This window comes from Streptomyces sp. NPDC090119 (assembly GCF_044747085.1).
Classification (GTDB): domain Bacteria; phylum Actinomycetota; class Actinomycetes; order Streptomycetales; family Streptomycetaceae; genus Streptomyces.
In genome coordinates, this window is record NZ_JBIVDK010000003.1 from 647,214 (window position 1) to 665,732 (window position 18,519).

The 18,519-nt window shown below is 70.9% G+C and carries 19 protein-coding genes; 9 read left to right on the forward strand and 10 right to left on the reverse strand.

The window, feature by feature from the left end:
- Positions 1-741: 741 nt before the first annotated feature.
- A complete protein-coding gene (locus ACIPPM_RS15675; RefSeq protein WP_401447708.1) occupies positions 742-1,215 on the forward strand; it encodes a hypothetical protein in 474 nt (157 codons plus the stop codon).
- A gap of 3 nt (positions 1,216-1,218) precedes the next feature.
- Here the strand turns inward: ACIPPM_RS15675 and ACIPPM_RS15680 are convergent, their stop codons facing one another.
- Positions 1,219-2,343: an adenylate/guanylate cyclase domain-containing protein gene (locus ACIPPM_RS15680; RefSeq protein WP_401447710.1), complete on the reverse strand. Its 1,125-nt coding sequence runs from the start codon at positions 2,341-2,343 to the stop codon at positions 1,219-1,221.
- A gap of 216 nt (positions 2,344-2,559) precedes the next feature.
- Positions 2,560-3,420, reverse strand: coding sequence for a biotin--[acetyl-CoA-carboxylase] ligase (locus ACIPPM_RS15685; protein ID WP_401447712.1), 861 nt, complete (start codon positions 3,418-3,420; stop codon positions 2,560-2,562).
- 110 nt (positions 3,421-3,530) lie between these two features.
- Between ACIPPM_RS15685 and ACIPPM_RS15690 the strand changes: the two genes are divergently transcribed.
- From ACIPPM_RS15690 to ACIPPM_RS15705, 4 genes are all read left to right on the forward strand, one after another.
- A complete protein-coding gene (locus ACIPPM_RS15690; protein WP_401447714.1) occupies positions 3,531-5,132 on the forward strand; it encodes an acyl-CoA carboxylase subunit beta in 1,602 nt (533 codons plus the stop codon).
- 22 nt (positions 5,133-5,154) lie between these two features.
- On the forward strand, positions 5,155-5,364 hold the full coding sequence (locus ACIPPM_RS15695) for an acyl-CoA carboxylase subunit epsilon (RefSeq protein ID WP_393605076.1): 210 nt from the start codon (positions 5,155-5,157) through the stop codon (positions 5,362-5,364).
- A 74-nt stretch (positions 5,365-5,438) separates the two neighbouring features.
- Positions 5,439-5,567, forward strand: coding sequence for a morphogenic membrane protein MmpB (gene mmpB / locus ACIPPM_RS15700; RefSeq protein WP_086693449.1), 129 nt, complete (start codon positions 5,439-5,441; stop codon positions 5,565-5,567).
- A 27-nt stretch (positions 5,568-5,594) separates the two neighbouring features.
- On the forward strand, positions 5,595-6,209 hold the full coding sequence (locus tag ACIPPM_RS15705) for a Maf family protein (protein ID WP_388996334.1): 615 nt from the start codon (positions 5,595-5,597) through the stop codon (positions 6,207-6,209).
- Here the strand turns inward: ACIPPM_RS15705 and ACIPPM_RS15710 are convergent.
- The gene (locus ACIPPM_RS15710) at positions 6,181-6,711 is read right to left on the reverse strand and encodes a hypothetical protein (protein WP_401447717.1); all 531 of its coding nucleotides are present in this window, start codon (positions 6,709-6,711) and stop codon (positions 6,181-6,183) included. The genes ACIPPM_RS15705 and ACIPPM_RS15710 overlap by 29 nt on opposite strands.
- A gap of 390 nt (positions 6,712-7,101) precedes the next feature.
- On the opposite strand from ACIPPM_RS15710, the gene ACIPPM_RS15715 reads away from it, so the two are divergent.
- Complete coding sequence (locus ACIPPM_RS15715) at positions 7,102-8,874, forward strand: acetyl/propionyl/methylcrotonyl-CoA carboxylase subunit alpha (protein WP_401447720.1); 1,773 nt, start codon at positions 7,102-7,104, stop codon at positions 8,872-8,874.
- 189 nt (positions 8,875-9,063) lie between these two features.
- Here the strand turns inward: ACIPPM_RS15715 and ACIPPM_RS15720 are convergent, their stop codons facing one another.
- Together ACIPPM_RS15720 and ACIPPM_RS15725 are read right to left on the reverse strand one after the other, a co-directional pair.
- Positions 9,064-10,002, reverse strand: coding sequence for a DeoR/GlpR family DNA-binding transcription regulator (locus tag ACIPPM_RS15720; RefSeq protein WP_401447723.1), 939 nt, complete (start codon positions 10,000-10,002; stop codon positions 9,064-9,066).
- A gap of 143 nt (positions 10,003-10,145) precedes the next feature.
- The gene (locus tag ACIPPM_RS15725) at positions 10,146-11,594 is read right to left on the reverse strand and encodes an NAD(P)H-quinone dehydrogenase (RefSeq protein WP_401447725.1); all 1,449 of its coding nucleotides are present in this window, start codon (positions 11,592-11,594) and stop codon (positions 10,146-10,148) included.
- Between the two features lie 167 nt (positions 11,595-11,761).
- Between ACIPPM_RS15725 and ACIPPM_RS15730 the strand changes: the two genes are divergently transcribed.
- The 3 genes from ACIPPM_RS15730 (at position 11,762) to ACIPPM_RS15740 (ending at position 15,541) form a co-directional block, all read left to right on the forward strand.
- The gene (locus ACIPPM_RS15730) at positions 11,762-12,586 is read left to right on the forward strand and encodes a purine-nucleoside phosphorylase (RefSeq protein ID WP_388996350.1); all 825 of its coding nucleotides are present in this window, start codon (positions 11,762-11,764) and stop codon (positions 12,584-12,586) included.
- A gap of 56 nt (positions 12,587-12,642) precedes the next feature.
- Positions 12,643-14,274, forward strand: a complete 1,632-nt coding sequence (locus tag ACIPPM_RS15735; RefSeq protein WP_401447727.1) for a phospho-sugar mutase — start codon at positions 12,643-12,645, stop codon at positions 14,272-14,274.
- A gap of 127 nt (positions 14,275-14,401) precedes the next feature.
- Positions 14,402-15,541 (forward strand): hypothetical protein, encoded by a 1,140-nt coding sequence (locus tag ACIPPM_RS15740; RefSeq protein ID WP_401447729.1) that lies wholly within the window; start codon positions 14,402-14,404, stop codon positions 15,539-15,541.
- Between the two features lie 45 nt (positions 15,542-15,586).
- Here ACIPPM_RS15740 and ACIPPM_RS15745 read toward each other — a convergent pair whose 3' ends face one another.
- The 5 genes from ACIPPM_RS15745 to ACIPPM_RS15765 all read right to left on the reverse strand — a co-directional run bounded on the left by ACIPPM_RS15745 (position 15,587) and on the right by ACIPPM_RS15765 (position 18,518).
- Positions 15,587-16,252 carry a tetratricopeptide repeat protein gene (locus tag ACIPPM_RS15745; protein ID WP_401447731.1) on the reverse strand — a complete coding sequence of 222 codons (666 nt, stop codon included), beginning with the start codon at positions 16,250-16,252 and terminating at the stop codon, positions 15,587-15,589.
- Positions 16,253-16,289: 37 nt separating this feature from the next.
- Entirely contained in the window at positions 16,290-16,802 is a 513-nt protein-coding gene (locus ACIPPM_RS15750; RefSeq protein ID WP_401447734.1) for a DUF4265 domain-containing protein, read from the reverse strand.
- Positions 16,803-16,809: 7 nt separating this feature from the next.
- Entirely contained in the window at positions 16,810-17,280 is a 471-nt protein-coding gene (locus tag ACIPPM_RS15755) for a hypothetical protein (protein WP_401447736.1), read from the reverse strand.
- Between the two features lie 146 nt (positions 17,281-17,426).
- Positions 17,427-17,975 (reverse strand): hypothetical protein, encoded by a 549-nt coding sequence (locus tag ACIPPM_RS15760; protein ID WP_401447738.1) that lies wholly within the window; start codon positions 17,973-17,975, stop codon positions 17,427-17,429.
- Positions 17,976-18,044: 69 nt separating this feature from the next.
- Entirely contained in the window at positions 18,045-18,518 is a 474-nt protein-coding gene (locus ACIPPM_RS15765) for a hypothetical protein (protein ID WP_401447740.1), read from the reverse strand.
- Position 18,519: the final 1 nt, after the last annotated feature.

Below are 18,519 nucleotides of genomic sequence, written 5' to 3' on the forward strand. Positions count from 1 at the left end.
GGGGGGCGGTCCGGGGCCGGGAGGGAAACGACTGCGAGGCCTGGGCGGGCCACCGACGCGCGGACGGGCGCGACTGCGGAGGCGCGGCGAGCCGGGGCGGAGAGCCGGCACCCGGCCGAGAGGGAAACGGCTCCCAGGCCCGGGCAATCCGTCACCGACACTCGCGCGGGCACGGCTACGTCAGCACAGCAGGCCGGGGCGGACAACCAGCCCCAGCCCGAGGGAGCGGCTCCCCAGGCCGGGCAAACTGGTGCCAGACCTCGGGCAGGCGCGACTGCGGAGATGCGGCGCGTCGGGGCGGAAAGTCAGCCCTCAGCCGGAAGGGAAGCGGCTGCCGGGACCGGGCAACGCGTCACCGACCCGCGAGCGGAGGCACCGCGAGCCGGGGCGGACAACCAGCCCCAGCCCGGCAGGGACGCTGCGGCTGAGAGCCGTGGGCAGGTGCGCGCGCGAGCGAGGCAGGGCGGGGCCGGGGCTCGGCCACCGGCCTCGGCGGGGGCGGAACAGAACGGCGGCGTTGGTCGGCCGGAGGCAGGAGAGGCGAGGGGCGAGGCGGGTCCCCGGTCGCAGGCGGGCTCGCGCGCGGCCGTGAGTACCGCTGCCGCAGCCGATCAGCCCGAGGCGGTCGCGGCCCCGTCCACCCCCGTCGCTTCAACGGCGCCCCTCCCCTTGCCTCCCGAGCCGGACCCCTCCCCCGTAACCGCAACGGGCCGTGGTCGGCATCGGCGGAGGCGGCGGGTTGTGCTGCTCGTGGCGGCGGCGGCCGTGCTCGGGGTCGCGGTGCTGAGCTTCGTGCGGGTCGCGCCGGATGCCGGGCCCGGGACCGCGGAGGCGGAACCGCGGCGGTCGTGGAAGCTGGACGTCGAGCCGTCGCCGGGCGCATCCGCGACCGTCGTCGCCGTACCGTCGGCCTCGCCCGCGTCCGCCCCGCGGTCCGCGCGCCCCACCCGCAGCAGCCCGGTCGGCAGCAGCGCCGAGGTGCCGCCCACGCGCCCGACCCAGTCCCCGGCACCGCCCGTCACCTCAAGCGCACCACGGCCCCCGGCCGCGCCGCACACCACCGCACCGGAGGCGTCCTCCGAGCCCGAGCCCCCCGCCCAGTCCGCACCCGCCCCCGCACCCACGCCGACCCCGAGCAGTACGCCACCCCCGCCGGACAAGCCGGGCGTCTGCGTGCCCGTGCTGGGCCTCTGTCTGGAACTGCGGGGCCGATAGGGCTCAGTTCGCTTCGTCCCGGCGGGCCAGCAGCCAGGGCTCGACCATGCCCAGGCCACGCACCGAGCGCTGCCACATCGACTGGAGGGCGAAACGGTACTGCGGGGGCTCCTCGCCCTCCTTCTCGGCGGTGGCGACGGCCTCGGCCGCCTCCGCCTCCGAGGCGGGCGCCAGACCGGCGCGGATCAGCTCCTCCGCGAAGGCGCTGTCGACCAGCACGGCGTCGCGCGGCGCGATCGAGGTCAGCCGGGAGGCGAGGTTCACGGTCGTGCCGAACACGTCGCCCATCCGCGTGGTCACCGTGCCCAGCGCCATGCCGACCCGCAGTTCGGGCATCGTCTCGTCGTTGGACAGCGTCTCGACCAGGCGCAGGGCGATGTCGGCGGCGGTGGCCGCGTCGTCGGCGACGTACAGCACCTCGTCGCCCAAGGTCTTGATGAGGCGGCCGCCGCGCGCGGCCACCAGGTCGGCGGCGGTCGTCTCGAACGCCTCGACCAGCTCGCCCAGTTCCTCCTCCTCCATCCGGCGGGTGAGCCGGGTGAAGCCGACGAGGTCGGCGAAGGCGACGGCCAGACGCCGGTCGACCATCTCCTCGTCGTCCACGTTCTGCACCACGCGCCCGGCGGACGCGGCGAGCTGGCGGCGCCAGACGTAGACGAGGAACTCCTCCAGCTCGGGCAGGAGCAGTTCGATGATCGGGTACGTGACCTCGGTGCGGGTCATGCCCGGCTCGGGGGGCTCGGTCAGGCCCTCCAGGAAGGAATCGATCTGCCATTCGGCCAACCGGGCGGTGGTCTGCCCGGTGGAGCGGGCCACCTGCACCGCCATGGCCTCACTGAGCAGTCCTGCCTCGACCAGACCGGCGAGCCTGCGCAGGGCGAGTACGTCGGCCTCGGTGAGCGCCTTCGCCTGGCCTATGTCGGCGAAGCCCATCGCCCGCCAGAAACGGGACGCCAGCTCCATGGAGACACCGGCGCTGCGGGCTGCCTGGAAGGGGGTGTAGCGGCGCTCGGCGCCGAGGATCAGCTGTTCGAGGCGGAGGGCGAGCGGGTCGTCGCCGGGGTCGGGGGCATCGGGGTCCACCCGGCCCTCCGCGCCCGCGCCGGAGCCCGTGTCGTCGACGCTCACGCCTGCTGCCCTTCCGATCTGCCGCGGTCAGGTACCGACCGGCCTCAACTCTACGGCAGGTGTGCGCCAGCTCACTCCGCCGGGACCGCCCACCCGGACGCACCCTTCACCCCCCGGAAGCACCGCCCGGCGCGCACCGCGCACGGCAGGGGCGCGGGCCGGTGTCCCCACGCCCCTCTGCCCACTTTCACCCGTCCGGAACGCCCGGAACGCCCGCTACGCCGGGCGCAGATGCACGATGTCCCCCGCCCCGACGGCCTCCCGCTTCCCCTCCGCCGTGGCGATCACCAGCCGTCCGTCGCCGTCGATCGCCACCGCCTCACCCACCAGCGCCCGGTCGCCGGGCAGCTCCGCGCGGACCTGGCGGCCGAGGGTGGCGCAGCCCGCCGCGTAGGTCTCCTGGAGGGTGCTCTCGACGGGGTCGCCCGCGGCGGCGCGCCAGCGGTCGTACCAGGTCTCCAGGGAGCGGAGCACGGAGCGGAGCAGCGTGTCGCGGTCCGTGCTAACGGCGTTGGCGAGGGCCAGGGAACCCGCCTGGGGGACGGGGAGTTCGTCGGCGCGCAGGGTGACGTTGAGGCCCACGCCGACGACCACGCCGTCCTCCCCCGCCCGCTCGGCCAGGATGCCGCCCGCCTTGCGCTCCTCGCCGCCGACCGTGACCAGCAGGTCGTTCGGCCACTTCAGGGCGGTGTCGACCCCGGCCGCGCGGGCCAGGCCGGTGGCGACCGCGACGCCGGTCAGCAGCGGCAGCCAGCCCCAGCGCTCCAGCGGCACCTCGGCGGGGCGCAGCAGTACGGAGAAGAAGAGCCCCGAGCGCGGCGGGGCCGTCCAGCGGCGGTCCAGCCGTCCGCGTCCCGCCGTCTGCTCCTCGGCGACCAGCACCGCGCCCTCCGCGGCCGTACCGGCGGACGCGCGGGCGACGAGGTCGGAATTGGTGGAGCCGGTGCGCTGGAGCACCTCGACCGAGGACCACAGGCCGCCCTCCCGGACGAGTCCGCGGCGCAGCGCGGTCGCGTCGAGCGGCGGGCGGTCGAGGTCGGACCAGCGGCTGGGCCCTGAGGCATTGTGCGGCGTCATGCAAGTAACCCTAGGTGTGGGAAAGACCGCACTCCTGGGAGGTGGGGCCCGCACTACGCTACGGATGAGTAATCGTCCCCCCTTTTGAGCAGGCAGGGAGCCGCATCCCGATGTCCGAGCCGGAAGAGCGTCACGACACCGACATCCACACGACCGCCGGGAAGCTCGCGGATCTCCAGCGGCGCATCCACGAGGCGACGCACGCCGGTTCGGAACGCGCGGTGGAGAAGCAGCACGCCAAGGGCAAACTGACGGCGCGTGAGCGCATCGAACTCCTCCTGGACGACGACTCGTTCGTCGAGCTGGACGAGTTCGCCCGTCACCGGTCCACCAACTTCGGTCTGGAGGCGAACCGCCCGTACGGCGACGGTGTCGTCTCCGGGTACGGCACGGTGGACGGCCGTCCCGTGGCCGTGTTCTCGCAGGACTTCACCGTCTTCGGCGGGGCCCTCGGCGAGGTGTACGGCCAGAAGATCGTCAAGGTCATGGACTTCGCGCTGAAGACCGGCTGCCCGGTCATCGGCATCAACGACTCCGGTGGCGCCCGTATCCAGGAGGGCGTCGCCTCGCTGGGCGCGTACGGCGAGATCTTCCGCCGCAACACCCACGCCTCCGGGGTGATCCCGCAGATCAGCCTGGTCGTCGGCCCGTGCGCGGGCGGCGCGGTCTACTCCCCCGCGATCACCGACTTCACGGTGATGGTGGACAAGACCAGCCACATGTTCATCACCGGCCCCGACGTGATCAAGACGGTCACCGGTGAGGACGTCGGCTTCGAGGAACTGGGCGGCGCGCGCACCCACAACACCAACTCCGGTGTGGCCCACCACATGGCGGGCGACGAGAAGGACGCGATCGAGTACGTCAAGCAGCTGCTGTCGTACCTGCCGTCCAACAACCTCAGCGAGGCCCCGGTCTACGCGGAGGAGGCGGACCTCGCGCTCAGCGACGAGGACCGCGAGCTGGACACCCTCGTGCCGGACAGCGCGAACCAGCCGTACGACATGCACACCGTGCTCGAACACGTCCTGGACGACGGGGAGTTCTTCGAGACGCAGGCGCTGTTCGCGCCGAACATCCTCACCGGGTTCGGCCGGGTCGAGGGGCATCCGGTGGGGCTGGTCGCCAACCAGCCGATGCAGTTCGCGGGCTGCCTGGACATCAAGGCGTCCGAGAAGGCCGCCCGGTTCGTGCGCACCTGCGACGCGTTCAACATCCCGGTGCTCACCTTCGTGGACGTGCCCGGCTTCCTGCCCGGTGTGGACCAGGAGCTGGACGGCATCATCCGGCGCGGCGCCAAGCTGATCTACGCCTACGCCGAGGCCACCGTCCCGCTGATCACCGTCATCACCCGCAAGGCGTTCGGCGGCGCGTACGACGTGATGGGCTCCAAGCACCTGGGCGCCGACCTCAACCTGGCCTGGCCGACCGCGCAGATCGCGGTGATGGGCGCGCAGGGCGCGGTCAGCATCCTGCACCGCCGCACCATCGCCGAGGCGGAGACCGCCGGCACGGGCGAGGAGACGCGGGCGCGGCTGGTCCAGGAGTACGAGGACGCGCTGCTCAACCCGTACGTGGCGGCCGAGCGCGGCTACGTCGACGCGGTGATCATGCCGTCGGACACCCGCGCACACATCGTCCGGGGCCTGCGTCAGCTGCGTACGAAGCGGGAATCCCTGCCTCCGAAGAAGCACGGCAACATCCCCCTGTAGGACCGCGCCGACGGGAGCCGTCATGAACATCAAGGTCGTACGAGGCAATCCCACCCCGGAGGAGCTGGCCGCCGCCCTGGCGGTGGTCCGCGCCCGCGCCGTGGCGGCGGCGGAGACGCCGTCCGGCGCGGCGGGGCCGCGCGACGCGTGGTCGGACCCGGCCCGGATCGCGGGCCGCCGCCTGCCCGCGCCGGGCCCGGTGTCCTGGTCCCGCACCTACTGGCCGGGCTGAGCCGGTCGGGCTGAGCCGGAACCTGAGTACGGGTACTCAGGCGCGCGGGCCGGGCCGCGCCCCACGCTGGAACCATGCTGTGGTCAGACCCGGAGAACGAGCCGCCCGAGGAACTCCGTCACATGGAGGAGAAGCTCAGGCGGCTCGGCCTCTTCATGGCCCTGGCCATGGTGCTGGCGATGATCGTGATCGGACTGAGGTGAGGACGGGTCCGGCGCTAGGCTGATCGCATGACAGACCAGCGCCGCCGCCTCGTCCTCGCCTCCCAGTCCCCCGCCCGGCTGGGTCTGCTGCGGCAGGCTGGGCTCGCGCCCGAGGTGATCGTCAGCGGGGTGGACGAGGACGCCGTCAGCGCCCCCACCCCGGCCGAGCTGGCGCTCGCGCTGGCCGAGGCCAAGGCGTCCGTGGTGGCCGCCCGCCCCGAGGTCCAGGGCGCGCTGGTGATCGGCTGCGACTCGGTGCTGGAGCTGGACGGGCAGGCGCTCGGCAAGCCCGCCGACGCCGAGGAGGCCACCGCCCGCTGGAAGGCGATGCGCGGCCGCGCCGGGGTCCTCCAGACCGGGCACTGCGTGTGGGACACCGCCGCCAAGCGGTACGTCTCCGCGACCGCCTCCACCGTGGTCCGCTTCGGCGAGCCCACGGACGAGGAGATCGCCCGCTACGTGGCCTCCGGTGAGCCCCTCCACGTCGCCGGGGCCTTCACCCTGGACGGCCGCTCGGCGCCCTTCATCGAGGGCATCGAGGGCGACCACGGCAACGTGATCGGCATCAGCCTCCCCCTGGTCCGCAAGCTGCTGCGCGAACTGGGTGTCGGGATCACGGAGTTGTGGGCGCCGTCCGAGTGATGTTCCCGGTGTCGGCCGTACGGCCCTGAGGGTCACCCGTAGGGGTGGACGTGAACTTCGGCTCGGGGGCGGCCTCCGGGGCGCCTCCCCCGCCGGGCGTGTCGGCCGGGCGGGCGCCCGTGTCGCGCGGACGGTCGTACGTCATCAGCAGCAGCACCAGCAGGGCGAGGACCACCATCAGCGTCAGGAACGCGCCCGTGCCCACCAGGCCCCAGGCCACCGCGCCCAGCACGGCGTTCACCACGGCGACGCTGATCAGCAGGACGCGGCCCAGCCCGGCCGGGGCGCGGTCGCGCACCGCGACCAGCAGGGCCACCAGGGCACAGAGGGCGAAGTAGAGCCCGAAGACCACGCCTCCCACCTTCGAGGACGTCGCCATCACCTCGGGATCGAGACCGGCCAGCGACATGTTCTGACCGTCCACCACGGTCCCGAGCAGCCAGTTCACCGCCGCGATGCCGACCGCCTCGGCCAGCAGCACGAACGTCACGATCCAAGCCACCGGTCTGCGCACCACCGGCCCCACCCCACCTTCGCCGCCGCCCCCGCGCGGATCGCCTGTTACCGACAGTACGCCGGGTCAGCGCGAACGCTACTAATGGGTAGCACAGGGGACAAGACCCCGGTCGGCGGCAAAGAATCATTGGGCCATTCGTAGGGACTCCACAAAGAAACCGCGTGGCCCGCAGCACGCTCTCACAGAGACCTTGGCCACATGACAGGGCTAGGGTTTTCCGGTGGAGTCCTGCGTACCGAGGTACGACAAGGGCTTTCGTGGGTCGAGCGGGCCACGCATCACGCTCCGTGTGGGCAAGCTCACCATTGGGGACGGGTCGATGTGCCGTGTCGGCTGTCCCTAAACTCGGCTTGTTTCAAGGAGGGAGCCTCAATCGTGCACAAGGTGCTCATCGCCAACCGTGGCGAAATCGCTGTCCGTGTGGCGCGGGCCTGCCGAGACGCAGGTATCGCGAGCGTGGCCGTGTACGCCGACCCGGACCGGGACGCTCTGCACGTCCGGGCCGCGGATGAGGCGTTCGCCCTGGGCGGTGACACTCCGGCCACCAGCTACCTGGACATCGAGAAGGTCCTGAACGCGGCGCGGGAGTCCGGCGCGGACGCCATCCACCCCGGCTACGGCTTCCTCTCGGAGAACGCCGAGTTCGCCCAGGCCGTGCTGGACGCTGGTCTGACCTGGATCGGCCCGCCGCCGCAGGCCATCCGGGATCTCGGTGACAAGGTCGCCGCCCGGCACATCGCCCAGCGCGCGGGTGCTCCGCTGGTCGCCGGCACGTCGGACCCGGTCTCCGGTTCCGACGAGGTCGTGGCCTTCGCCAAGGAGCACGGCCTGCCGATCGCCATCAAGGCCGCCTTCGGCGGTGGCGGACGCGGTCTGAAGGTCGCCCGCACCCTCGAGGAGGTGCCGGAGCTGTACGACTCGGCGGTCCGCGAGGCGGTCGCCGCCTTCGGCCGGGGCGAGTGCTTCGTGGAGCGCTACCTCGACCGTCCGAGGCACGTGGAGACCCAGTGCCTGGCCGACAAGCACGGCAACGTGGTCGTCGTGTCCACCCGTGACTGCTCGCTCCAGCGCCGCCACCAGAAGCTGGTCGAGGAGGCCCCGGCGCCGTTCCTCTCCGAGGCACAGGTCGCGGAGCTGTACCGCGCGTCCAAGGCCATCCTGAAGGAGGCCGCGTACGAGGGCGCCGGTACCTGTGAGTTCCTGGTCGGCCAGGACGGCACGATCTCCTTCCTGGAGGTCAACACCCGCCTCCAGGTCGAGCACCCCGTGACCGAGGAGGTCGCCGGGATCGACCTGGTCCGCGAGATGTTCCGCATCGCCGACGGCGAGGAGCTGGGCTACGGCGACCCCGAGCTGCGCGGGCACTCCTTCGAGTTCCGCATCAACGGCGAGGACCCGGGCCGGGGCTTCCTCCCCGCCCCCGGTACGGTCACCCGCTTCGAGGCCCCGACCGGTCCCGGTGTCCGCCTGGACGCTGGCGTGGAGTCCGGGTCGGTCATCGGCCCGGCGTGGGACTCCCTGCTGGCCAAGCTGGTCGTCACCGGCCGCACCCGCAAGGAGGCGCTGGAGCGCGCCGCGCGGGCGCTGGACGAGTTCCAGGTCGAGGGCATGGCCACGGCCATCCCGTTCCACCGCGTGGTGGTCCGGGACGCGGCCTTCGCCCCGGAGCTGACCGGCTCGAAGGACCCCTTCACGGTCCACACCCGCTGGATCGAGACCGAGTTCGTCAACGAGATCAAGCCCTTCACCGCCCCCGCCGACGCGGACGCGGACGAGGAGCTGGGCCGTGAGACGGTCGTGGTCGAGGTCGGCGGCAAGCGCCTGGAGGTCTCCCTCCCCTCGTCGCTCGGCATGTCCCTGGCCCGCACCGGCCTCGCGGCGGGCGCCAAGCCCAAGCGCCGCGCGGCCAAGAAGTCCGGCCCCGCCGCCACCGGCGACACCCTCGCCTCCCCGATGCAGGGCACCATCGTCAAGGTGGCCGTCGAGGAGGGCCAGACGGTCCAGGAGGGCGACCTGATCGTCGTCCTGGAGGCCATGAAGATGGAGCAGCCCCTCAACGCCCACCGCACGGGCACCGTCAAGGGCCTCCTCGCCGAGATCGGCGCCTCCATCACCTCGGGCGCCCCGATCTGCGAGATCAAGGACTGACGCGCAGTCATCATCCCGACGCCCGGCGACCGAACATGGTCCGCCGGGCGTCGGCCTTTGTCCGGCAGTCCTCGAAGTACGTGCTTGGCGCAGCACGGCCCAGGAGCGGCCGAAGGAACGGTTCACCCGAGGAGGGGTGCCCGGCAGGGCGCAAGCGCGCCCCAGTGGCCGTGACGTCCCGTCGAGTCGCTACCTGCGGCGCAGGTCCGCCACCCTGGCGCGGTCCGGGGGCTGGTCGCCCAGGACTCCGCGGAGGGGGGCGCCGGGGACCTGGCCGCGGCGGGGGCCGGGGAGCTGGGAGCGCTGGCCGCGGGGGGGCTGGGGCTGGTCGGCCACCGGGGCGCCGCCCGCTCCGGTCACCGTGATCTGCACGCCCTGGTCGGCCAGGGCCTGGAGCTCGGTGGCGGCACGGTCGTCGTGGGCCGGGGGGTCGTCGGTGACCAGGCGGGTGATCGCCTCGGTGGGCACCGTACGGAACATGGTGTCCGTGCCCAGCTTGGTGTGGTCGGCGAGGACCACGACCTCGGAGGCGGCCTGGACCAGGGCCCGGTCCACGGAGGCCGACAGCATGTTGGACGTGGACAGCCCGCGCTCGGCGGTCAGGCCGCTCCCGGAGAGGAACGCCTTGGAGACGCGCAGGCCCTGGAGGGACTGCTCGGCGCCGGAGCCCACGAGGGCGTAGTTGGACCCCCGCAGGGTGCCGCCGGTCATGACGACCTCCACCCGGTTGGCATGGGCCAGCGCCTGCGCCACCAGCAGGGAGTTGGTGACCACGGTCAGCCCGGGTACCCGGGCCAGTCTGCGGGCCAGCTCCTGCGTGGTGGTACCGGCGCCGACCACGATGGCCTCGCCTTCTTCGACGAGTCCCGCGGCGAGGTCGGCGATGGCCGTCTTCTCCGCGGTCGCGAGATGCGATTTCTGCGGAAAGCCGGATTCTCGCGTGAATCCACCCGGCAGTACCGCACCGCCATGTCGGCGGTCGAGGAGTCCTTCTGCCTCCAGAGCGCGCACGTCCCGCCGTACGGTCACTTCGGAGGTCTGGACGACGCGGGCGAGTTCACGGAGCGACACGGCCCCGTTCGCTCGCACCATTTCGAGGATCAGTTGACGACGTTCTGCAGCGAACACGAAACTGACAGTAACCCCAACGACCGTCTGCTTTCAGCAGTTTGCGCCGAATAGCAGAAGTTGTTCGCAAGCGGACCCTGGAACTGATATAAGGCCTTACCGGCCGACTATGCCGCCCGCATGGGCCCGCCCGGTCCGCCCGGTCAGCCCGCCCCGCCCGCCTTGCGCGACTGCAACTGCCGGGCCACCTCGGCGATCGAGCCGGACAGCGACGGATAGACGGTGAACGCCTTGGCGATCTGCTCGACCGTCAGATTGTTGTCGACCGCGATCGAGATGGGGTGGATGAGTTCCGAGGCGCGCGGCGCGACGACCACACCGCCGACCACGATCCCGGTGCCCGGACGGCAGAGGATCTTGACGAAGCCGTCCCGGATGCCCTGCATCTTCGCGCGCGGGTTGCGCAGCAGCGGCAGCTTGACCACCCGCGCGTCGATCTTGCCCGCGTCCACGTCGGCCTGGCTGTAGCCGACGGTGGCGATCTCGGGGTCGGTGAAGACGTTCGAGGAGACCGTCTTGAGGTCGAGGGGGGCCACCGCGTCGCCGAGGAAGTGGTAGACCGCGATCCGGCCCTGCATCGCCGCCACGGAGGCCAGCGCGAAGACACCGGTCACGTCACCGGCCGCGTACACGCCGGGCGCGCTGGTGCGCGAGACCTTGTCGGTCCAGATGTGCCCGGACTCGCGCAGCTTGACCCCGGCCTCCTCCAGGCCGAGACCCGCGCTGTTCGGGATCGCGCCGACCGCCATCAGACAGTGCGTGCCGGTGATGACGCGGCCGTCGGCGAGGGTGACCTCGACCCGGTCGCCGACCCGCTTGGCGGACTGGGCGCGGGAGCGGGCCATCACGTTCATGCCGCGGCGCCGGAAGACGTCCTCCAGCACGGCGGCGGCGTCCGGGTCCTCACCCGGCAGCACGCGGTCGCGGGAGGAGACCAGGGTGACCTTGGAGCCGAGCGCCTGGTAGGCACCGGCGAACTCGGCACCGGTGACGCCGGAGCCGACCACGATCAGCTCTTCGGGCAGCTCGGTGAGGTCGTAGACCTGGGTCCAGTTCAGGATGCGCTCGCCGTCCGGCTGGGCGTCGGGCACCTCGCGCGGGTGGCCTCCGGTGGCGATGAGCACGGCGTCGGCGGTGAGGGTCTCCTCGGTGCCGTCGGCGGCGGTCACGACGACCTTGCGGGAGCCGTCGAGGGCCTGCATGCCCTCCAGGCGGCCCCGGCCGCGCATGACGCGGGCACCGGCGCGGGTGACGGAGGCGGTGATGTCGTGGGACTGGGCGAGCGCGAGCCGCTTCACCCGGCGGTTGACCTTGCCGAGGTCGACGCCGACGACGCGGGCCGCCTGCTCGATGTGCGGGGTGTCGTCCGCGACGATGATGCCCAGCTCCTCGTAGGAGGAGTCGAAGGTGGTCATCACCTCGGCCGTGGCGATGAGGGTCTTGGACGGCACGCAGTCGGTCAGCACCGACGCCCCGCCCAGACCGTCGCAGTCCACGACGGTCACCTCCGCGCCGAGCTGGGCGGCCGTCAGCGCCGCCTCGTATCCGCCGGGTCCGCCACCGATGATCACGATCCGAGTCACGTACCCCATTGTCCCGCACCCGGCGCGAAGCCAGCGCGGCGGGGGCGGAAGGCACCCTCGGTCAACCCTCCGCAGCCGTTTTGCCCAGCCTTTGTCGAAATCTGCATGACAACGATCGCATTCCCATGGGCTCTGTCATCTACGCGCGTAGGAGAACACCGGCTACCCTCATCGGCGTGAACGCATCTCTCCTTCCGGACGACCGCCAGGGCGACCCGCACGCCGCCGCCGACGCCGCCGCCGCGCGCCTGCGCGAACTCACCGGCGCCGAGACCCACGACGTCGCCCTCGTGATGGGCTCCGGCTGGGCACCGGCCGTGGACGCGCTGGGCGAGCCCGACGCCGAGTTCCAGGTCACCGAGCTGCCCGGCTTCCCGCCGCCGGCCGTCGAGGGGCACGGCGGCAAGATCCGCTCGTACCGCTTCGGGGACAAGCGCGCCCTGGTCTTCCTGGGCCGCACCCACTACTACGAGGGCCGTGGCGTCGCCGCCGTCGCGCACGGGGTGCGCACCGCCGTCGCCGCGGGCTGCAAGACGATCGTGCTGACCAACGGCTGCGGCGGCCTGCGCGAGGGCATGCGCCCCGGCCAGCCGGTGCTGATCAGCGACCACCTGAACCTGACGGCCACCTCCCCGATCGTCGGCGCCAACTTCGTCGACCTCACCGACCTGTACTCGCCGCGCCTGCGCGCCCTGTGCAAGGAGATCGACCCCTCCCTGGAGGAGGGCGTCTACGCGCAGTTCCCCGGCCCGCACTACGAGACCCCGGCCGAGATCCGCATGGCCCGCGTGATCGGCGCCGACCTGGTCGGCATGTCCACGGTGCTGGAGGCCATCGCCGCGCGCGAGGCGGGCGCCGAGGTGCTGGGCATCTCCCTGGTCACCAACCTCGCCGCCGGTATGACGGGCGAGCCGCTGAACCACGAGGAGGTCCTCCAGGCGGGCCGTGACTCGGCGGCGCGCATGGGCGAGCTGCTGGGACAGGTGCTGAACCGGCTGTAGCCCTACGGCGGCACCCGGCAGGCAGCGGACGGAATCAAGAGAGAGGTTCACCCGAGGTGCAGGACGAAGTGATCGCACGGGCCCAGGCATGGCTGGCCGAGGACCCCGACGCGGAGACCCGCGAGGAGCTGGCGAAGCTCATCGAGACCGGGGACACGGCGGAGCTGACCGCGCGGTTCAGCGGCACGCTCCAGTTCGGCACCGCCGGGCTGCGCGGCGAGCTGGGCGCGGGCCCGATGCGGATGAACCGCGCCGTCGTCATCCGCGCCGCCGCCGGACTCGCCGCGTACCTGAAGGCCAAGGGCGAGGCGGGCGGCCTGGTGGTCGTCGGCTACGACGCCCGGCACAAGTCGGCCGACTTCGCGCGGGACACCGCCGCCGTCATCACCGGCGCCGGACTGCGCGCCGCCGTGCTGCCGCGCCCGCTGCCCACCCCGGTCCTCGCCTTCGCCATCCGGCACCTCGGCGCGGTCGCGGGTGTGGAGGTCACGGCCAGCCACAACCCGCCGCGCGACAACGGCTACAAGGTGTACCTCGGCGACGGCTCCCAGATCGTGCCGCCCGCCGACGCGGAGATCGCCGCCGAGATCGACGCGGTCCGCGCGCTCGCCGACGTGCCCCGGCCCGAGTCGGGCTGGGAGGTGCTCGGCGACGAGGTGCTGGACGCGTATCTGGCGCGTACGGACGCGGTGCTGGCCGAGGGCTCGGCCCGGACCGCCCGTACCGTCTACACGGCGATGCACGGCGTCGGCAAGGACGTGCTGCTCGCGGCGTTCGCGCGGGCCGGGTTCCCGGAGCCGGTGCTGGTGGCCGAACAGGCCGAGCCCGACCCGGACTTCCCGACCGTGGCCTTCCCCAACCCGGAGGAGCCCGGCGCGATGGACCTCGCCTTCGAGCGGGCGACCGTCACCGAGCCGGACCTCGTGATCGCCAACGACCCGGACGCGGACCGCTGCGCGGCGGCCGTACGCGACGGCGGCGACTGGCGGATGCTGCGCGGCGACGAGGTCGGCGCGCTGCTCGCCGCCCACCTGGTGGGCCGGGGCGTCACCGGCACCTTCGCGGAGTCCATCGTCTCCTCCTCCCTCCTCGGCCGGATCGCCGAGAAGGCGGGCCTCGGCCACGAGGAGACCCTCACGGGCTTCAAGTGGATCGCCCGCGCTGAGGGCCTGCGCTACGGGTACGAGGAGGCGCTCGGCTACTGCGTGGACCCCGAGGGCGTGCGGGACAAGGACGGCATCACCGCCGCGCTGCTCATCACCGAGCTGGCGTCGGAGCTGAAGGAGTCCGGGCGGACCCTCCTCGACCTCCTCGACGACCTCGCGCTGGAGCACGGTCTGCACGCCACGGACCAGCTCTCGGTGCGGGTGGAGGACCTGTCCGTCATCGCGGACGCGATGCGCCGCCTGCGCGAGAACCCGCCCACCTCTCTGGCGGGCCTGCCGGTCACCTCGGCGGAGGACCTCACGCGTGGCACGGCCACCCTCCCGCCCACGGACGGCCTGCGCTACACCCTCACCGGCGCCCGCGTCATCGTCCGTCCGAGCGGCACGGAGCCCAAGCTGAAGTGCTACCTGGAGGTGGTGGTGCCGGTCTCCGGCCGTGCCGCCCTCCCCGAGGCGCGTGCGAAGGCGGCGGGGCTGCTGGCGGAGATCAAGCGGGATCTGTCGGAGGCCGCGGGGATCTGAGAAGTACGTACCGCGCCGGGTCGGCCCTTCGACGGGTGGGCCCGGCGCGGTCGTGTGCTCCGGTCAAGATCTGCACAAGTACCTCGTCCCTGGTGGTGAGCGCGGTCTCGGCCACTAGGGTCCGATCATGACCATGAACATGACTCGCCGCGGCCTGATACGCGGCGGTACCGGGCTCGCCGCGGCGGCCGCCGCCGGGCTCGGACTGCCCGCCCAGGCGGCTGTGGCCGCGCCCGTGGACAACCCCGCGAGCGTGCCGGGCGGGACCGCGCTGATCGATGTCGCCGCCGGGTCCACCCGCTGGCTGGCCGGGGTCGCCAACCAGGACAGCTCGACCACGCTCCAGGGCTTCGCCTTCGACTCGGCGGCCGGGCACTTCTACACACTTCAGGTGGCCGGGGCGAGCCAGATCGCCTACCTCCGCTCGGGCGGCCAGGTCGCGGTGACGGCGTCCATCGGCGGGGACGACCACGCCGAGTCGGGTGACCTGTGCCTGACCCGGCACGACATCGCCACCGGCGCGGTCAACGGGTACATGTACCTGCTGGGCTTCGGCCACGGCGTCTCCCTCGGCATCCAGCCCGCGAGCGGCGGGAACCCGGCGTACGTGTGGACCGAGGCGGGGTGCGGACGCAGCGGGTACGGGCAGGAGTTCGTCCGCTTCCCCTTCGCCACCAAGACCGTGCTGTGGACCAGCCATCCGTCGGTGCAGCGCTTCGGCTCACCGGACCCGGCGGCGACCTCGATGACGCCCTCGGTGGACGTGGACCACAACATCCTGCTGATCCGCTACGCGCTGGGCTCCGACCACTGGTTCGCGGCGTACGACCTCGCCGCGGCGACGGCCACGGCGGGCACCGGCACCCTGCCCGCTCCCCTGGCCCGCATCCAGCAGCCCCCGCTGTACATGTACAAGGCGGACGGCACCCCCGACCCCACCACCCCGGCCACCTTCCAGGGCTTCACGTCCTACGGCCAGTACGTCTACATGCTCGACGGCGACCCCCGTACGAGCACCCCGTCGAGCACCCTGACCGGCGTCGACAAGTGGGCCGTCCACACCACGTCGTTCGACCTGAACGGCACGGCGAACAACCCCACGACGGGCTACATCGCCAGCACGCACTCGGAGGCGGACGCGGCGGCCGACCCCCGCGAGCCGGAAGGCATGGCGATCTACACGGGCGCGGGCGCCCCGCGTCTCTGCTTCGGCATCACGAACAACTCGGGAAGCAACCGGCAGTTCGACCTTTATTACAAGGTCTGAGTCCTGAACACCCGGCGCGGAGCCGGTCTCCGCACCGGGTACGGATCACCGGTACTTCGCCACCGTCCCCACCAGGGCCTCGGCTTCGCCGGGTGTACCGGCTTTGCTGCCCGCGAGCCGGATGTCCTCGTCCGTCATCCCCCGGGCCAGGTCGATGGCCTCCCGCAGCCTGTCCGCGTTCCCCTCCTTCAGCATCACGAAGAACCAGCGCAACGCCTCGACGTCCTGATCCATGGCGGCAAGAAGGTCTCCCAGAACGACGTGGGCGTCGTCCACGCCGCCTTCCGCGGCAGACCGCAGCAGAGCGGCGACCTCCTCCGGCGCACGCTTCCCCCACCACAGCTGGGCGAGGTTGAACTGGGCGTAGGCGTCACCCTGACCCGCCGCCTCGTGGAACAGTCGCTCCGCCTGCGCCAGGTCCTGCGCGACTCCCAGGCCATTGGCGTACAGGTGTCCCAGACTCCGCTTCCCGACCGCGCTTCCGCGCTCTGCGCTCTTCCTGAACCAGGAAGCGGCATCGGAGGGATTCTCCTCAATTTCGAGGAGAATCCCTCCGACCAGATCCTGAGCGGCGACCTCGCCCGATTCCGCCACTTTCCTGAGAGAGGGCAGAATGGCGACCAGGCGATCGACTGCCGCCGAATCCCCCGCCTGGTAGGACTCGAAGAGAGTGCGGGCGGTTCCCGTGATACCCGAGAGCTTTTCAGTCACCGGCACATAATACCGCCCACCCCCACCGACGCGGATATCAAGCTGGACTGAACTCCATGGAGTCACTCCACTCCCAGAAAGCAGTCCCGCATTCGACTTCACCCTGAATGGAGTCCAAAATCGACTGACTCGACGAGCCGTTCGGAAAATCGATCGCGACCATGCGGTCACCATTCCACTCGCTCAGGAGATCCGCGGATTCCACAGCCGCCCGCAACGCCGACCGGCTGTCCACCGACGGCCGAGGCTCCGTGAACAGAACTCGAACCGCCCGACGCCCAGACTTCCTGATGACGCGATCCACCTCGTGCGCATCACTCGTTCCGACCACGTCACCCAGCACCACGCCGTAGGCATAGAACGGGATGCAGGAAACTTCGTACGCCCCGCCTTCGTCGACCTCCCGGAGCCAGAGCTGCTCACGCATACCGGGGAGGTCGAACAGCGTCAGATCCACCATGGCCATGAAGTTGCTCTCACCACGCCACACGGGGTCCTCGTGACTGACGTACGTAACTCCGTCGATTGTGACCTGCAAGACATCCTCCATCGGTGTGTCATATTACGTAGCGGCGAGGAATCTTCGCCACCGTCACCTGACCGTCCATCAGGCATTCGATGAGAACGGAATGGCCGAGCGGGCAGATCCAGAAGTGCGGTCCGGCGTCCAGGATGTCCCGTGCGTGCCGCACTGCGACATCCGCGGGCATGGTCACGGTCGGCATCACATAGTTTCCCCAGATGACAGCGACCCGCTCCCCTTGCTGCACGTACGAGGAAAGCAATTCCGCCGCCATCCTCGCCCAGTGGTCCTCGTCGTCCCACCAGAGGCGCTCTTCGTACGGGGCGGATTCGAAGTCGATGACGTCACCGGTGGCGGCCGCGAACCTGTTCAGGCTCGCTGCCGCAAGTGCACTATTCTCGGCGAGATCCAACTTCACGACCTGTCGGCCGTCCTCGTCGCGGGGGTCGTTCATGAAGTCCGGAAGGTACTCCGGGTGACTCGCGTAGGAACTGCTCTCGGTCATACATTCCGCCTCAGCCATGTCGAAATACTCCTACCGGGGAACCCGATCAATCGCAGAAGCCCCGCGAGGAATTAACTCACGGGGCTTCCGCTTTCCGTGGCGAACGCGATTCACGGCTCTAATGCCGAGCGCTCACCCGGGAGATGTCACCGAGGAAACGTCACCACGCCCTTACGGTACTCCCCCACATTCTTCGGATCTTCCGGACAGATCTCGATCACGAAGTCCCCCAGGGCATCCTGCGTCGGGTTGCCGGCCGCGTCGGCGGCACCTGGCTCGGCCTTCCAATCGATCAGGTGGGCCTGGACCGCATACCGACCAGGAGCGAGAGAGAATTGAAGCCGGTCCGCACCGGTGTATTCTCCGACCGCCTCAAGTCCACCCAAGGCCACCACGCCGTCCGAGACGAGAAGGTAGGGCTGCGACGAAACGAGGCAGTACCGCGCCTCGCGCTCGGTGAGACCGCCAAGCGCCGACACACCGCGAACGGTGAATTGACAGACGCCGTCACCACCGACATTGACAGGCACCAGGGCACCTTCCGCGATGGCTTCGTCGAGGCTTTCCTCGTCCGCGACCTCGTCCTCCCACTCATCCAGTTCGACGACCTCGGCGAAGCGGGAGAGGCGCCACAGGGCGAACATCCCGGCTGACGTGCCAACCGTTTCCGTCACATCCAGGTCCAGCAACGTCATGACTTTCCCGTACCTGACATCGCCTACTTATGTTCAATGCCGTTAATGCACCAAGCGCTCAAGCATGCCCTAAGGATTCCACTGCTTCAGCACGCGGACACCCGAAGGATCTTCCGGCCACACGTCGACCTTGATCCGCTCGATCGTCTCCGGAGATTCATCCGATTCAAGGTCGGCCGCCACAGCATTGGCGAGGTTGGACTTCTGAACTCGAATTCGCACCCACCCGGGTTCGACTTCGACCCGGGTGGCGTCCGGAAGATAGTCCGAGCACCCCATGACAACCATCCGCCCGGACGGAATCTCGACGCTCGCCTCGACGACATGGTCATAGGGGTCCATATCGAGCGAGGGACGACCGCTTGTCGAACTGATCTCCACCTGGACATCGACATCGACCTCGGTGCGAATGCCCAAAATGTCACGGACGGCGACCAGGCGATCGGTCAGGGCCTCATTCGTCCACCTTTCCGCCAACTCGCCTTCCGACGACTCGTCAAGGATGTGGATTTGACAGTAGTCTGCAAACAAACGAATTCGCATG

Excerpts from the sequence above, each read along its gene's own strand:
- ACIPPM_RS15750 (WP_401447734.1), bottom strand. The coding sequence starts at position 16,802 with ATGGAGGATGTCTTGCAGGTCACAATCGACGGAGTTACGTACGTCAGT.
- ACIPPM_RS15705 (WP_388996334.1), top strand. The coding sequence starts at position 5,595 with ATGACAGACCAGCGCCGCCGCCTCGTCCTCGCCTCCCAGTCCCCCGCC.
- ACIPPM_RS15685 (WP_401447712.1), bottom strand. The coding sequence starts at position 3,420 with ATGACGCCGCACAATGCCTCAGGGCCCAGCCGCTGGTCCGACCTCGAC.
- ACIPPM_RS15765 (WP_401447740.1), bottom strand. The coding sequence starts at position 18,518 with ATGCGAATTCGTTTGTTTGCAGACTACTGTCAAATCCACATCCTTGAC.
- ACIPPM_RS15690 (WP_401447714.1), top strand. The coding sequence starts at position 3,531 with ATGTCCGAGCCGGAAGAGCGTCACGACACCGACATCCACACGACCGCC.
- ACIPPM_RS15740 (WP_401447729.1), top strand. The coding sequence starts at position 14,402 with ATGACCATGAACATGACTCGCCGCGGCCTGATACGCGGCGGTACCGGG.
- mmpB (WP_086693449.1), top strand. The coding sequence starts at position 5,439 with ATGCTGTGGTCAGACCCGGAGAACGAGCCGCCCGAGGAACTCCGTCAC.
- ACIPPM_RS15695 (WP_393605076.1), top strand. The coding sequence starts at position 5,155 with ATGAACATCAAGGTCGTACGAGGCAATCCCACCCCGGAGGAGCTGGCC.
- ACIPPM_RS15760 (WP_401447738.1), bottom strand. The coding sequence starts at position 17,975 with ATGACGTTGCTGGACCTGGATGTGACGGAAACGGTTGGCACGTCAGCC.
- ACIPPM_RS15725 (WP_401447725.1), bottom strand. The coding sequence starts at position 11,594 with ATGGGGTACGTGACTCGGATCGTGATCATCGGTGGCGGACCCGGCGGA.
- ACIPPM_RS15755 (WP_401447736.1), bottom strand. The coding sequence starts at position 17,280 with ATGACCGAGAGCAGTTCCTACGCGAGTCACCCGGAGTACCTTCCGGAC.